14 protein-coding genes and 2 pseudogenes are annotated in these 14,047 nt (G+C 52.3%); 11 read left to right on the top strand and 5 right to left on the bottom strand.

What is annotated here, in order from left to right:
* The first annotated feature begins 104 nt into the window (after positions 1-104).
* A complete protein-coding gene (tyrR, locus tag N5C09_RS01470) occupies positions 105-1,646 on the top strand; it encodes a transcriptional regulator TyrR (RefSeq protein WP_063452310.1) in 1,542 nt (513 codons plus the stop codon).
* A 34-nt stretch (positions 1,647-1,680) separates the two neighbouring features.
* On the opposite strand, the gene tpx is transcribed toward tyrR, so the two are convergent.
* Positions 1,681-2,187 carry a thiol peroxidase gene (gene tpx, locus N5C09_RS01465; protein ID WP_063452311.1) on the bottom strand — a complete coding sequence of 169 codons (507 nt, stop codon included), beginning with the start codon at positions 2,185-2,187 and terminating at the stop codon, positions 1,681-1,683.
* Positions 2,188-2,293: 106 nt separating this feature from the next.
* Between tpx and ycjG the strand changes: the two genes are divergently transcribed.
* A complete protein-coding gene (ycjG, locus tag N5C09_RS01460) occupies positions 2,294-3,259 on the top strand; it encodes an L-Ala-D/L-Glu epimerase (protein WP_279748307.1) in 966 nt (321 codons plus the stop codon).
* On the opposite strand, the gene mpaA is transcribed toward ycjG, so the two are convergent.
* Complete coding sequence (mpaA, locus tag N5C09_RS01455) at positions 3,250-3,963, bottom strand: murein tripeptide amidase MpaA (protein ID WP_063866593.1); 714 nt, start codon at positions 3,961-3,963, stop codon at positions 3,250-3,252. The two genes, ycjG and mpaA, sit on opposite strands and share 10 nt — an antisense overlap.
* Positions 3,964-4,146: 183 nt before the next feature.
* On the opposite strand from mpaA, the gene N5C09_RS01450 reads away from it, so the two are divergent.
* The 6 genes and pseudogenes from N5C09_RS01450 to dbpA all read left to right on the top strand — a co-directional run bounded on the left by N5C09_RS01450 (position 4,147) and on the right by dbpA (position 10,531).
* Entirely contained in the window at positions 4,147-5,763 is a 1,617-nt protein-coding gene (locus tag N5C09_RS01450; protein ID WP_279748306.1) for a peptide ABC transporter substrate-binding protein, read from the top strand.
* A gap of 177 nt (positions 5,764-5,940) precedes the next feature.
* A pseudogene (locus tag N5C09_RS01445) lies at positions 5,941-6,156 on the top strand (hypothetical protein); the annotation flags it as partial.
* A gap of 312 nt (positions 6,157-6,468) precedes the next feature.
* The gene (locus N5C09_RS01440) at positions 6,469-7,599 is read left to right on the top strand and encodes a methyl-accepting chemotaxis protein (protein ID WP_279748305.1); all 1,131 of its coding nucleotides are present in this window, start codon (positions 6,469-6,471) and stop codon (positions 7,597-7,599) included.
* Positions 7,600-7,689: 90 nt separating this feature from the next.
* Positions 7,690-8,673, top strand: coding sequence for a zinc transporter ZntB (gene zntB, locus N5C09_RS01435; RefSeq protein WP_063866610.1), 984 nt, complete (start codon positions 7,690-7,692; stop codon positions 8,671-8,673).
* A gap of 274 nt (positions 8,674-8,947) precedes the next feature.
* Entirely contained in the window at positions 8,948-9,100 is a 153-nt protein-coding gene (locus tag N5C09_RS01430; RefSeq protein ID WP_154817044.1) for a hypothetical protein, read from the top strand.
* Positions 9,101-9,157: 57 nt separating this feature from the next.
* Positions 9,158-10,531, top strand: coding sequence for an ATP-dependent RNA helicase DbpA (dbpA, locus tag N5C09_RS01425; protein WP_063449900.1), 1,374 nt, complete (start codon positions 9,158-9,160; stop codon positions 10,529-10,531).
* Between the two features lie 42 nt (positions 10,532-10,573).
* On the opposite strand, the gene ttcA is transcribed toward dbpA, so the two are convergent.
* Both ttcA and N5C09_RS01415 read right to left on the bottom strand, forming a co-directional pair.
* Positions 10,574-11,509 carry a tRNA 2-thiocytidine(32) synthetase TtcA gene (ttcA, locus tag N5C09_RS01420; RefSeq protein WP_063866612.1) on the bottom strand — a complete coding sequence of 312 codons (936 nt, stop codon included), beginning with the start codon at positions 11,507-11,509 and terminating at the stop codon, positions 10,574-10,576.
* Between the two features lie 49 nt (positions 11,510-11,558).
* Positions 11,559-11,804: pseudogene (locus N5C09_RS01415) on the bottom strand (tyrosine-type recombinase/integrase); the annotation flags it as partial.
* A gap of 33 nt (positions 11,805-11,837) precedes the next feature.
* Between N5C09_RS01415 and N5C09_RS01410 the strand changes: the two are divergent.
* From N5C09_RS01410 to N5C09_RS01400, 3 genes are all read left to right on the top strand, one after another.
* Positions 11,838-11,969, top strand: coding sequence for a hypothetical protein (locus N5C09_RS01410; RefSeq protein ID WP_255507681.1), 132 nt, complete (start codon positions 11,838-11,840; stop codon positions 11,967-11,969).
* A 74-nt stretch (positions 11,970-12,043) separates the two neighbouring features.
* Positions 12,044-12,241, top strand: coding sequence for a hypothetical protein (locus N5C09_RS01405; RefSeq protein ID WP_112791814.1), 198 nt, complete (start codon positions 12,044-12,046; stop codon positions 12,239-12,241).
* Between the two features lie 3 nt (positions 12,242-12,244).
* Positions 12,245-12,667, top strand: coding sequence for a GFA family protein (locus N5C09_RS01400; RefSeq protein WP_279748304.1), 423 nt, complete (start codon positions 12,245-12,247; stop codon positions 12,665-12,667).
* A 34-nt stretch (positions 12,668-12,701) separates the two neighbouring features.
* Here the strand turns inward: N5C09_RS01400 and ompC are convergent, their stop codons facing one another.
* A complete protein-coding gene (ompC, locus tag N5C09_RS01395) occupies positions 12,702-13,829 on the bottom strand; it encodes a porin OmpC (protein ID WP_063866616.1) in 1,128 nt (375 codons plus the stop codon).
* Positions 13,830-14,047 lie beyond the last annotated feature (218 nt).

Raw genomic sequence — 14,047 nt, 5'->3', positions numbered from 1 at the left:
TTTACTAATCGTGCGGGCTGTCAATATTTGTTGACAGCCACCTTCCCGAACACCGTGATCTGACATATCATTTTACTGTTAATGGCTTAAACGGTGAATTTCCCATGCGTCTGGAAGTCTTTTGTGAGGACCGTCTCGGTCTGACCCGCGAGTTACTCGATCTTCTTGTTTTACGTAGCATTGATTTACGTGGCATTGAGATCGACCCTGTCGGGCGAATTTACCTCAACTTTGCCGAAATTGAATTCAATACCTTCAGTAGCCTGATGGCGGAAATCCGCCGTATCGCTGGCGTTACGGATGTTCGCACCATCCCCTGGATGCCGTCCGAGCGAGAACATCTTGCTTTGAGCGCGCTGCTGGAAGCGATGCCGGAGCCGTTTCTGTCTCTCGATCTGAAAAATAAAGTCGAGCGCGTTAACCAGGCCAGCTGCCAGCTGTTTGCGCAGAGCCAGGAAAAGCTCATCGGTCACCACGCTACGCAACTGATCCCGGGATTTAATTTCCAGCGCTGGCTGGACAGCAGCCCGCAAAATACCCATAGCGAGCACGTCGTCATCAACGGACAGAATTTCCTGATGGAGATCACGCCGGTCTACCTGAAAGGCGAAAATGCCGCGCGGGTGCTGACCGGCGCAGTGATCATGCTGCGCTCCACGGTGCGCATGGGCCGCCAGTTACAGAATCTGTCCAGCCAGGACGTTGGCGCATTCAGCCAGATTATTGCGGTAAGCCCGAAGATGCGTCACGTGATCGACCAGGCGCGCAAGCTGGCAAATCTGACCGCGCCGCTGCTGATTACCGGTGATACCGGTACGGGGAAAGATCTGCTGGCGCATGCTGTGCACATGGCCAGCCCGCGCGCGGCAAAACCGTATCTGGCGCTGAACTGTGCATCGATTCCGGAAGATGCGGTGGAAAGCGAGCTGTTCGGGCATGCGCCGGAAGGCAAAAAAGGCTTCTTTGAACAGGCAAACGGCGGTTCGGTGCTGCTGGACGAGATTGGCGAAATGTCGCCCCGCATGCAGGCGAAGCTGCTGCGCTTCCTGAATGACGGCACGTTCCGTCGCGTGGGGGAAGATCATGAAGTGCATGTGGATGTGCGCGTCATCTGCGCCACCCAGAAAAACCTGGTGGAGCTGGTGCAGAAAGGGGTGTTCCGCGAAGATCTCTACTATCGTCTGAACGTTCTGACGCTCAATATCCCGCCGCTGCGCGATTGCCCGCAGGACATCATGCCGTTGACGGAGCTGTTCGTCGCCCGTTTTGCCGACGAGCAGGGCGTGCCGCGTCCGAAGCTTTCTGCCGACCTCGGCACCGTGCTGACGCGTTACGGCTGGCCGGGCAATATTCGTCAGCTAAAAAATGCGGTTTATCGCGCATTAACTCAGCTTGAAGGGTATGAACTGCGTCCTCAGGATATTTTGTTGCCGGATTACGATGCCGGGACGGTATCGGTAGGCGAAGAGGCCATGGAAGGCTCGCTGGACGACATCACTAGCCGTTTCGAGCGTTCGGTGTTAACGCAGCTCTATCGTAGCTATCCGAGCACGCGCAAGCTGGCGAAACGTCTTGGGGTCTCACATACCGCGATTGCGAATAAGCTGCGCGAATATGGGTTGAATCAGAAGAAGGGTGACGAATAAACAAAAAAGCCTCTTTGCAGAGGCTTTTTTACGTTTAGGCTTTAAGTGCCTCAAGTGCAGCGGTGTAATCCGGTTCGGTGGTGATTTCGTTAACCAGCTCGCTGAAAACAACGTTGTCGTTTTCGTCGATGACCAGCACCGCACGAGCAGCCAGACCTTTCAGCGCGCCTTCGGAAATGGCAACACCGTATTGCTCCAGGAAATCCGGGCTACGCAGAGTGGAAAGGGTGATGACGTTGCTCAGGCCTTCAGCGCCGCAGAAGCGGGACTGGGCAAACGGCAGGTCAGCAGAAATGCACAGCACCACGGTGTTGTCCATTTCGGTCGCCAGCTGGTTGAATTTACGCACGGATGCCGCGCAAACGCCCGTATCGATGCTTGGGAAAATGTTCAGGACTTTACGTTTGCCAGCAAACTGGCTCAGCGTGACGTCAGACAGATCTTTAGCCACCAGAGTAAAAGGCTGTGCTTTGCTGCCAGACTGAGGGATGGAACCTGCAACAGCTACCGGGTTGCCCTGGAAATGTACGAGTTGTGACATAGATATCTTCCTGTTTACAAATAGTTAACGTCGTGGCTAGTGTATGTCATCCGCAGTTAGCACGGCAAACCAATTTTATGCCTTACCGGCCTGCAAGGAGTCAGTGATGAGAAGCGTTAAGGTCTATGAAGAAGCCTGGCCATTGCACACCCCATTTGTGATCTCGCGCGGCAGCCGTAATGAGGCCAGTGTGGTGGTGGTTGAATGTGAAGAGGAAGGCGTAAAAGGCGTCGGGGAATGTACCCCTTATCCTCGCTACGGAGAAAACCTGGCCTCAGTCATGGCGCAAATTATGACGGTGGTGCCCGACTTGCAGGCGGGCCTGACGCGTGAGTCCCTTCAGCAACGGTTGCCGGCCGGCGCGGCACGCAATGCGATCGACTGCGCACTCTGGAGTCTGGAAGCGGCGAAGCAACACAAACCGCTGCCTTCACTGCTGGACGTTACGCTGCCGCAATCGATCGTCACCGCCCAAACGGTCGTCATCGGTGAACCCGAGCAAATGGCGGCCAGCGCTCAGGCGTTATATGCCACCGGTGCAACCTTATTAAAGGTGAAGCTCGACGATCGTCTTATTAGTGAACGCATGGTCGCCATTCGTGCGGCGGTTCCAGATGCCACCCTGATAGTCGACGCGAACGAGTCATGGCACAGCGAAGGGCTGGCGGCCCGCTGTCAGCTGCTTGCCGATCTGGGCGTTGCCATGCTGGAGCAACCTCTCCCGGCAGACGACGACGCCGCGCTGGCGAATTTTATTCATCCGCTTCCCGTCTGTGCAGATGAAAGCTGTCATACCCGTGAGAGCCTGTCAGATCTTAAGGGCCGCTACGAGATGGTGAACATCAAGCTGGATAAAACAGGGGGGTTAACCGAAGCCCTGGCGCTGGCAAAGCATGCGCAGGCGCAAGGCTTTACCCTGATGCTGGGCTGTATGTTGTGCACGTCCAGAGCGATCGGCGCTGCACTCCCGCTGGTGAACAGCGTGCGTTTTGCCGATCTGGATGGCCCAACCTGGCTGGCGGTTGACGTTTCACCCGCCCTGAGTTTTACCTCTGGCGTTCTTCATCTTTGAGGCTGCCAGCGCAGAAGATCTGTCATCGCTCTGAGGTATTTTTCACTCGCTTCATCCGAGGAGATCGGCGGAAATTCTGCGGTGATACAGTGCAGGCCGAGATCGGCGCACCAGCTTCCAAACGACCCGGGAGTTTCATAGCCGACGCTGGTTACCAGCGGAAGAGCAAACGCATCCGCCAGCCACTGCCCGAGCGCCGTATGACGAGGATCTTCAATACAGGCGAGGGGATCGTGGAAAGAGACTACCCAGGCCGGGTGGATCTTATGAATAAGCTGGCACAACGCCTGAGTCTCGGGCTCGGAACCCGGTTTGTCGCCCGTGAGCAGAACCACATCGCGTTCCTGCGCCGAACTGTTCCAGCGATACACCGTTTCACCCGCGCGCCAGTTTGCTGCCGGAAAGTTCCTGTTTAGGTCAACGCCTCGTGCATTTGCCCGTAATCCAAGCTGGCAACCGTCCGGGTTGACGGTCAAAATCACATGATGTCGTCGTAAATCGGGGGCCAGCGTACGTAGCGCGCACGAAAGCGTCACGATGGACGAGTTTTCATCGCCATGCGTGCCCGCAATGATTAAGCCGCTAGTACGATCGGGCTCGGGTGCGGGGAACCAGATCAGTGGAGCGCCTAAAAATGAGCGGCCATAATGTTCAGTCCCGGGCGGGAAGGCGCCGCGTTCCGTTCTTGGTCGGGTGGTTGCCATAGTAAACCCTGATGATGAAGTCGCTTCTGGCAGTGTTGTGCAAAACCCGCGCTTAATCAAATAGTTTCCGTCTGGATGGAAAATTGCCTGACATCAACTTTCCAGAGGAAGCATTTGCATTTCTCCGTGTCGAAACAAATAATTACGCATCTGCCTGTTACCTGACATCATTAAGGGGATCGTATGAAGCATCCTGTTTCGCTTCTTTGTACTGCGCTGTGGCTGTGCGGGCTTTCTTCACTTTCATATGCCGCGGAGGTTCCCAAAGGAACGGTTCTGGCGCAAAAGCAGGAGCTGGTTCGACACATTAAAGATGAACCCGCTTCGCTCGATCCGGCAAAAGCGGTGGGTTTACCCGAGATACAGGTGATCCGCGACCTTTATGAAGGGCTGGTGAATCAGAACGAAAAAGGGGAGCTGGTTCCCGGCGTGGCGACGCGCTGGCAAAGCAATGATAACCGTGTCTGGACGTTCACGTTGCGGGATAACGCTAAGTGGTCTGACGGTAGCCCGGTGACGGCACAAGATTTTGTCTACAGCTGGCGTCGCCTGGTTGATCCCAAAACGACGTCACCTTTCGCCTGGTTTGCAGCGCTCGCGGGCATTAACAATGCGCAGGCCATTATTGATGGTAAATCTGCTCCGGATACGCTCGGCGTGACGGCAGTTGATGCTAAAACGCTGCGCGTGCAGCTGGACAAACCGCTGCCATGGTTCAGCAACCTCACGGCGAACTTTGCGTTCTATCCGGTTCAAAAGGCAAACGTGGAAAGCGGTAAAGAATGGACGCGCCCTGGCGCGCTCATCGGCAACGGTGCATATGTGCTGAAAGACCGCGTGGTGAATGAAAAGCTGGTGGTTGAGCCGAACACTCACTACTGGGATAATGCCAATACGGTGATAAAAAAAGTCACATTCGTGCCGATCAACCAGGAGTCCTCAGCGACCAAACGCTACCTGGCGGGCGACATTGATATCACGGAATCATTTCCGAAAAACATGTACCAGAAGCTGCTAAAGGATATTCCGGGGCAGGTGTATACCCCGCCACAGCTTGGAACCTATTACTACGCGTTTAACACGCAAAAAGGCCCAACCGCTGATGCGCGCGTGCGTCTGGCGCTCAGCATGACTATCGATCGGCGCATTATGGCGGAAAAAGTTCTGGGAACCGGTGAGAAACCGGCCTGGCATTTCACTCCTGATGTCACTGCGGGTTTTACGCCGGAACCCTCGCCATTTGAGCAGATGTCGCAGCAGGAGCTGAATGCTCAGGCGAAAACGTTATTGCAGGCGGCAGGCTATGGTCCCCAGCGCCCGCTGAAATTAACGCTGCTGTACAACACGTCTGAAAATCACCAGAAAATCGCAATTGCCGTCGCATCTATGTGGAAGAAAAATCTGGGCGTTGACGTTAAGTTGCAGAATCAGGAGTGGAAGACCTACATCGACAGCCGTAATACCGGGAATTTTGACGTGATCCGTGCGTCGTGGGTAGGGGACTACAATGAGCCGTCGACATTCCTGTCGCTGTTGACGTCCTCACACACCGGCAACATCTCCCGGTTTAACGATTCTGCTTACGATAAGATTCTTCATCAGGCGACGCTTGAAACGACTGAAAAAGCGCGTAATGCAGACTACAATATGGCCGAGAAGATCCTCACCGAGAAAGCACCGATTGCCCCGATTTATCAGTACACAAATGGTCGTCTCATTAAGCCCTGGGTTAAAGGGTATCCGATAAATAACCCAGAGGATGTTGCGTACAGTCGTACAATGTACATTGAAAAGCATTAAAAACCAGGTAAGGCGCTTAAGTGGCTATGGCAAATAGCCGTACATCGCTTAAGCGTCTGAACGCAGGGTTAATGCTATTTACAGGCGAGTTATTACCAAAATCCTTCCATAAAAAACCGCATTCATTCTTTTGATGAATGCTTCCAGCGATATTACTTTAAGAACTTTCACTCACTTGTCACCATTATACCAGAACAGGTAATCAGGGGATCCGAGAAGGGGTGTATGACAATGTGCATTAAAGCCCCCGGCAGTATATCGGGGGAGAGGATATACCATTTAAGCATGGCACCAGAAACAGGCTGGTATATACGTCGCGAACATCAAAGTGCGAAAGAGAATGTCCTCATGACAGAGGACTATTTTTTCCATGCCGTCGACTGTCTGGCCTGAACGTAAGCCACCCTCGCGGGAGAAGTCATTGAAACGTAGTTAATATATAAAATACGTTAACTTATTAAGCATGACTAAACACTGTTGCCCAACGGTACTCCTCCTAAAATAGGTAAAGGCTAATATTTAAGGGGAGCGGTAACCAAACTACAAACCGAATATTTCCCATATAGCATGCTTTTTCTCTGTCTTAAGTGAAACTGCGCAAATCAAACTGCAAAACAACAAACCAGCGACGAACGTGAGGACAAATTTCTGTGGCAATGCTATAACCCTAAGTGCCCACCAAAATATAAAGCTGTAGGAAAAACTATGCTAAGAAATATTAGTGTCAGAACCTTCATTGTCTATTTCCTTTTATGTGTATTTTTGGTAAGTGATGGAGTTATAGCGCTATTTTCAGGGAGTTTTTCGCTTTTTATTGCAGTCGTTATCGTACAATGCATCGCCTTGATTTCACTCTGGGCGTATATGACAAAATATCTTGTGACGCCGATCAATACTGTGAAAAAAAGTATTGAAGAAGTGACGTCAGGTAATCTCGGCGTGTCGATACCTGAATTTGGCAATAACTGTGCGGGACGTCTGATCCCGGGCATTAATAGTCTGTCCAGCAACATTGCAACGCTGGTCCGTGAGATCCGCGCCTCCGCGCAAACCGCGATGACGCTTTCAGATCAGCTCTCTTCACGCAGCGCGCAGCTTTCGGTCAAAACAGAACAGCAATCTGCCTCGCTGGTGGAAACGGCTGCCAGCATGGAACAGATGGCTGCAAGTACAAAAAATAATGCCGACAATACCCGTTTAGCCAGCGAGCAGGCGAATATCGCGACGTTGCAGGCGCGTAAAGGCGGAGAGTTAATGGGTCAGGTCTCAAACAATATGCAATCAATTACCAATTGCGCCCAGCAAATGACGGAGATTATATCCCTGATTGACGGAATCGCTTTCCAGACCAATATTCTGGCGCTAAATGCCGCCGTTGAAGCGGCAAGAGCGGGCGACCATGGTAAAGGATTCTCTGTGGTGGCCGGTGAGGTCAGAAGCCTGGCGCATCGTAGCGCCGAGGCGGCAAAAAATATTAAATCACTGATTGATGTTACCAGCCATAACGTGACGCAGGGCGTGAACGTGGTCTCTGAGGCCGAAAAAAACATGCACGACATTGTTACCGGTTCTGGCAACGTGAGCCGACTGATGGATGAAATTTCCGCCTCAACGTCAGAACAGGAAAAAGGCATTTCACAAATCACTCAGGCATTGTCGGAGCTGGAACGCGTAACGCAAAGCAACGTGTCGATGGTTGAAGAACTTAGTGGTTCGTCTGATGTGCTGCGCAATCAGGTGATTGAGTTACAGGCGCGAACACGCAATTTCCGTCTGGAAAATGAGTACGAGACTGACAATGCGTTAACACGCCGCGAGTGGGCGGTGAATTCCTGAGCGTATTCAGGACGATGCCTCATATAATTATTGCTTAACCCTCGACGAAAGCTAGACTGACACCGAAAGCGATAAAACGGTGGAGGCGCTGTGGAGAGTATTAAAGGGTCTGAAGTTAACGTACCTGACGCGGTTTTTGCATGGGTATTTGATGGACGCGGGGGCGCAAGGCCGCTTGAAGATCAGGATCAAATCGACAGCGAACATCCGTGCTGGCTGCACCTTAACTACACGCATCCGGACAGCGCCGAGTGGCTCGCGTCCACGCCGCTATTGCCCAACAATGTCCGGGATGCGCTGGCGGGAGAAAGTCTCAGACCCCGCGTCAGCCGGATGGGTGAGGGGACGTTAATCACGCTGCGTTGCATAAATGGCAGTACGGATGAACGTCCGGATCAGCTGGTGGCAATGCGTGTTTACATGAATGAACAACTGATTGTTTCTACCCGGCAGCGTAAAGTGCTGGCGCTTGATGACGTCATTAACGATCTGAAAGAGGGCACGGGGCCTACGGATTGCGGAAGCTGGCTGGTGGATGTATGTGATGCGCTAACCGATCATGCCAGCGAATTTATTGAAGAACTCCACGATAAAATCATCGATCTGGAAGATAACCTGCTCGATCAGCAAATTCCTCCGCGTGGTTTTCTGGCGTTGCTGCGTAAACAGCTCATCGTTATGCGCCGCTATATGACCCCGCAGCGCGACGTATATGCGCGTCTGGCCAGCGAACGCATGACCTGGATGAACGACGATCAGCGTCGCAGAATGCAGGATATTGCCGACCGCCTTGGCCGTGGTCTGGACGAGATCGATTCATGTATCGCCAGAACGGCGGTCATGGCGGATGAGATAGCGCAGGTGATGCAGGAATCATTAGCCAGGAGAACGTACACCATGTCGTTGATGGCGATGGTCTTTTTACCGAGTACGTTCTTAACCGGGCTCTTTGGCGTCAATCTGGGGGGGATACCCGGCGGGGAATACCACTATGGCTTTACCACATTTTGCGTCATGTTAGTGGTTTTGATTGGGGGTGTTGCATGGTGGTTGCATCGCAGTAAATGGCTGTAAATTTACGTTTTTATGATGCTTCGGCTGCTTCAAAACGACATTTTAATTGAGCGAAGTCAATAAACTCCGACCATGTTAGGTGCAATATTACTCCCGCAGGTGAATGCAACGTCAAGCGATGGGCGTTGCGCTCCATATTGTCTTACTTCCTTTTTTTGAATTACTGCATAGCACAATTGATTCGTACGACGCCGACTTTATAGTCGGCTTTTTTTTGCCTCCTGTTTATCTGCGTCTACCCTTTAGGGGTCAGCACCCAAATCTGGAGGAAAAGATGAGTATGCTACTTGCCCTGCAACGTCTGACCACCTGGCAGTCCGATCCGGTGCCCACCGATCCGACCCCGATACCCGATCCCATCCCACGTCCGCAGCCGATGCCGGATCCGCCACCGGACGAAGAACCGATTAAATTGTCGCATCGTTAGCGGAGATCTGCGAGGATACGCGCCAACTGACTGCAATCATTACCACGAGAGTATATTGTGACCGCTTTTTCCACGTTGAATGTTCTGCCTGAAGCCCAACTGACTAACCTGAATGAGTTGGGCTATCTCACTATGACCCCCGTCCAGGCCGCCGCCCTGCCGGCTATCCTCGAAGGCCGTGACGTGCGCGTGCAGGCGAAAACCGGCAGTGGAAAAACGGCTGCCTTCGGACTCGGCCTGTTGCAGCACATTGATGCAACCCTGTTTCAGACCCAGTCCTTGATACTCTGCCCGACGCGTGAGCTTGCCGACCAGGTCGCGGGTGAGCTGCGTCGCCTGGCGCGTTTTTTGCCAAACACTAAAATTTTAACGCTCTGCGGCGGGCAACCGTTCGGTGCGCAGCGTGATTCTCTTCAGCATGCGCCGCATATCATTGTGGCGACGCCGGGCCGTCTGCTCGATCACCTGCAAAAAGGCACCGTTTCACTCGATGCTCTGCAAACGCTGGTCATGGACGAAGCTGACCGCATGCTGGATATGGGCTTCAGCGATGCGATTGACGAAGTGATCCGCTTTGCGCCGGCCACACGACAGACGCTGCTCTTTTCTGCTACCTGGCCTGAGGCCATTGCGGCGATCAGCGGGCGTGTGCAGAAAAATCCGCTGACCATTGAAATCGATACTGTCGATGCCTTGCCGGCGATAGAGCAGCAGTTCTTTGAAACCTCTCAGCAGGGCAAAATTCCACTGCTGCAAAAATTGTTGAGCCAGCACCAGCCGGCGTCCTGCGTAGTGTTCTGTAATACCAAAAAAGACTGTCAGGCGGTGTGCGATGCCCTGAACGATGCCGGGCAGAGCGCGTTATCGCTGCATGGCGATCTGGAGCAGCGCGACCGCGATCAAACGCTGGTGCGTTTTGCAAACGGCAGCGCTCGCGTGCTGGTTGCCACGGATGTGGCAGCCCGTGGCCTTGATATCAAATCGCTTGAGCTGGTGGTGAATTTCGAGCTGGCATGGGATCCGGAAGTGCATGTCCACCGCATCGGACGTACCGCGCGTGCGGGTAACAGCGGTCTCGCTATCAGCTTCTGCGCACCCGAAGAGGCGCAGCGCGCCAATATTCTTGCGGAAATGCTGCAACTGAAACTCAACTGGGTAAATGCCCCAGTGAACACCAGCGTTGCTCCGCTGGCGGCGGAAATGGCTACGCTTTGCATCGACGGCGGTAAAAAAGCCAAAATGCGTCCCGGTGACGTTCTGGGGGCGTTAACAGGAGATATCGGTCTCGACGGGGCAGATATTGGCAAGATCACGGTCCATCCTGCACATGTCTACGTCGCGGTTCGCCAGTCGGTTGCCCACAAGGCCTGGAAACAGTTGCAGGGCGGGAAGATTAAAGGGAAAACCTGCCGCGTTCGGCTGCTGAAGTAAGGAAAAAAGCGTCTCAGAAGCAGTGTCTGAGACGCTGTCAGGTTATTTCACTTCCACCACGTTCAGGCGCAGTTCATCGAACTGTGCCTCTTCTTCCTCTGGCTGCCAGCCGGCAGGCTGCATCGGGATGTCTTCGCGGTCAAAGGCCAGGTCCCCGCCATTCACTACTTCTGAACCGTGGTTAATGCCTTTGAAATCGAATAGCTCAACGTCGGCCAGGTGCGAAGGTACCACGTTCTGCATTGCGCTAAACATGGTTTCGATGCGCCCTGGATAGCGTTTATCCCAGTCACGAAGCATGTCGCCAATGACCTGACGTTGCAGGTTCGGCTGTGAGCCGCACAGGTTGCATGGAATGATAGGGAAGGCTTTAGCCTGAGAGAAACGCTCAATGTCTTTCTCGCGGCAGTAGGCGAGTGGGCGGATCACAATGTGTTTGCCGTCATCGCTCATCAGCTTCGGCGGCATGCCCTTCATTTTGCCACCGTAGAACATGTTCAGAAACAGCGTTTGCAGGATGTCGTCCCGGTGATGACCAAGTGCAATCTTGGTTGCGCCCAGTTCTGTTGCGGTGCGGTACAGAATGCCGCGACGCAAACGTGAGCAGAGCGAGCAGGTTGTTTTGCCCTCTGGGATCTTCTCTTTAACGATTCCGTAGGTGTTCTCTTCTACGATTTTGTACTCAACGCCCAGGTTCTCCAGATACTCGGGGAGAATATGCTCCGGGAAGCCCGGCTGTTTCTGATCGAGATTAACCGCGACCAGGGAAAAGTTCACCGGTGCGCTTTGCTGAAGATTGCGCAGGATCTCCAGCATGGTATAGCTGTCTTTACCGCCCGACAGGCAGACCATGATGCGATCGCCTTCTTCAATCATGTTGAAGTCTGCAATGGCTTCGCCCACGTTGCGGCGCAGTCGCTTTTGCAGTTTATTCAGGTTGTACTGTTCTTTCTTATTAATTTCTTGATTTTCTTGCATTTATTCGTTACTCAGATCTCAAATGGGGCACAAGGCGAGGAAAACGATTTCAAAGCGTCAGCTTCGTATCCGGCTTTTCTACCTGTTCGCTGTTCATCTCTTCTCTGCATGTAGCATAGATTTCATACACCATCTGCGCATTATCGTGCCCCATCTGGTTAGCAATAAAAGACGGGTTTGCGGCTGCCGGTAAAAACCAGCATGCGAAAGTGTGCCGTGTATGGTACGGATTGCAGCGACGAATGCCAGCACGTTTTACAATTGAGTCCCACAAGGCGAATGGGTTGTCTACACTTAAAGCTTACGCAATAATAAAACGGAGGTGAAAATGACTGACCGACCAGTTAATGGTGACCATCCTGATTTTAACCCCATCCCGGATAATCCGGAAAAGGATGGAAGTAAGTCCAAAGACGATCCTGGCTCAGCGCCTGAATCGGGCGATAAAGATCCAGAGTGATGACAAGCCGCCTTCACTAAGGCGGTTTTAACAAAATGCACAGCACCTCTTAGCTTTCCATTATCTACGATACCATGAAGAATAAAGACGAACAGACAGGATTAGTTGGGCTGGCGATTGGTGCCGCCGTTATTGGGCTGGTTTCATCACAGAAGATCATCAACCGCCAAAGTATTGTCGATGAGCTGGTCAGGCTCGGCAGGCAGAAGGGGGATGGTGTCGAAGATGAAGTCTTTTTAAAAGCAGCTGAGTTAGTGAGAAAAGGGGTTTAAGCGATGGCTGAAATTCGGCAAGCACAGTGCCATTGTGGGGCGGTACAGTTTACCGTTGAGCTGACAGACGGCCTGAATACCGCACGCCGCTGTAGCTGCTCATTTTGTCGTATGCGTGGGGCGGTAGTCGTATCTGCGCCGTTGACGGGCATTAAGGTGACACAGGGGGAAGACAGGCTCACGGAGTACCGCTTCAACACCGGCACTGCGCGCCATTTCTTCTGCTCGGTCTGCGGTATTTACACGTTCCATCAACGACGCTCCAATCCCAACGAATACGGCGTCAATGTCGCCTGCCTCGAAAATGTCACGCCATTCGACTTCCCGGAAGTGGCGGTGATGGATGGGGTAAATCATCCCATGGATGGTGACAGCGGGGTGGTTGGTTATCTCTCATTCCGTAAAGAAGAAGCGAAACATCATTAAACGTTAGCCCGCAGATTTCTGCGGGCTGATACCATTAGAACTGATAAACCAGGCCCAATGCGACAACGTCATCAGTACCAATGCCGTTGTTTTTGTAGAATGAATCATCTTCATCCAGCAGGTTGATTTTATAATCAACATAGGTGGACATATTTTTGTTGAAATAGTAGGTAGCACCTACGTCAGCATATTTCACCAGGTCTTTATCGTCCTGGCCATTGCCCAGATCTTTGCCTTTGGATTGTAAATACGAAATAGCCGGACGCAGGCCAAAGTCAAACTGATATTGCGCAGTGACTTCTACGTTCTGCGTTTTATTTGCTACCGCATCCGCATTGTCACCGTACGGCGTCATATTACGGGTTTCGGAATACATTGCCGCCAGGTAGATATTGTTGGCATCGTATTTCAGACCTGCGGTCCATGCATCCGCAGTGTCGCCGCCCGCAGTGGTGTAATTTACCTGATCGTTGGTACGGTCAGAAGAGGCGTATGCGGCGCCCGCACTGAAGCCCATGCCAAAATCATAGGTGGCGGAGATACCGTAACCATCACCGTTTTCATGGCGAGTGTCACGGCCGTTGTTGGTTCCTTCGTTGGTAGAGCAGAAATCCTCGTCGCAGTTGTTACCTTCATTATTACCCTGATACTGCACCGCAACGTTCAGGCCCTGTACCAGACCAAAGAAGTCGGTGTTACGGTAGGTCGCAACGCCATTGGCACGACCGGTCATAAAGTTGTCGGCATAAGTGTAAGAGTCGCCACCAAATTCAGGCAGCATATCGGTCCAGCCTTCTACGTCGTACAGTACGCCATAGTTACGGCCGTAATCGAAGGAGCCGTAGTCGCCTACCTTCACACCCGCGAAGGCCAGACGCGTCCATGACTGATTGTCAGAACCTTCGGTGTTGTTTGCCTGAATGTTGTATTCCCACTGCGCGTAGCCGGTCATCATGTCGTTGATTTGGGTTTCACCTTTAAAACCCAGACGCATATAGGTTTGGTCGCCATCTTTCGACGCGTCGTCAGAGAAATAATGCAGACCATCAACTTTGCCATACAGATCCAGTTTATTGCCGTCTTTATTATAAATTTCAGCTGCGTGAGCGGTTCCAGCCATTAACAAAGCGGGGATCATCAGTGCCAGTACTTTTCTTTGCATTTGGATTATTCCTTTGCGGTTATTTTTTTATTACTTCGTGAACTTTCCGGACTGGAAAGGTGTCCCATGCTAAATCACTCTGATGGCGGATGAATAAATTATAATTGTTACGGGTTAAGTAAAATCTCAACCAAATAATGCGGCTGAAATGATGATTGATGCCGTGAATAAATCACGGTGACAGATACAAAATAAAAATTATTAATTACGGGATAAAC

The organism is Enterobacter sp. GD03975 (genome assembly GCF_029838645.1).
Lineage (GTDB): Bacteria > Pseudomonadota > Gammaproteobacteria > Enterobacterales > Enterobacteriaceae > Enterobacter > Enterobacter quasihormaechei.
The sequence above is the reverse complement of the archived record's forward strand: the minus strand, read 5'-3'. Positions and strand labels throughout refer to the sequence as shown.

What these genes read in the sequence shown, in the direction of transcription:
- tyrR (WP_063452310.1), top strand. Translation starts at nt 105, where the DNA reads ATGCGTCTGGAAGTCTTTTGTGAGGACCGTCTCGGTCTGACCCGCGAG.
- tpx (WP_063452311.1), bottom strand. Translation starts at nt 2,187, where the DNA reads ATGTCACAACTCGTACATTTCCAGGGCAACCCGGTAGCTGTTGCAGGT.
- ycjG (WP_279748307.1), top strand. Translation starts at nt 2,294, where the DNA reads ATGAGAAGCGTTAAGGTCTATGAAGAAGCCTGGCCATTGCACACCCCA.
- mpaA (WP_063866593.1), bottom strand. Translation starts at nt 3,963, where the DNA reads ATGGCAACCACCCGACCAAGAACGGAACGCGGCGCCTTCCCGCCCGGG.
- N5C09_RS01450 (WP_279748306.1), top strand. Translation starts at nt 4,147, where the DNA reads ATGAAGCATCCTGTTTCGCTTCTTTGTACTGCGCTGTGGCTGTGCGGG.
- N5C09_RS01440 (WP_279748305.1), top strand. Translation starts at nt 6,469, where the DNA reads ATGCTAAGAAATATTAGTGTCAGAACCTTCATTGTCTATTTCCTTTTA.
- N5C09_RS01430 (WP_154817044.1), top strand. Translation starts at nt 8,948, where the DNA reads ATGAGTATGCTACTTGCCCTGCAACGTCTGACCACCTGGCAGTCCGAT.
- ttcA (WP_063866612.1), bottom strand. Translation starts at nt 11,509, where the DNA reads ATGCAAGAAAATCAAGAAATTAATAAGAAAGAACAGTACAACCTGAAT.
- N5C09_RS01410 (WP_255507681.1), top strand. Translation starts at nt 11,838, where the DNA reads ATGACTGACCGACCAGTTAATGGTGACCATCCTGATTTTAACCCCATC.
- N5C09_RS01405 (WP_112791814.1), top strand. Translation starts at nt 12,044, where the DNA reads ATGAAGAATAAAGACGAACAGACAGGATTAGTTGGGCTGGCGATTGGT.
- N5C09_RS01400 (WP_279748304.1), top strand. Translation starts at nt 12,245, where the DNA reads ATGGCTGAAATTCGGCAAGCACAGTGCCATTGTGGGGCGGTACAGTTT.
- ompC (WP_063866616.1), bottom strand. Translation starts at nt 13,829, where the DNA reads ATGCAAAGAAAAGTACTGGCACTGATGATCCCCGCTTTGTTAATGGCT.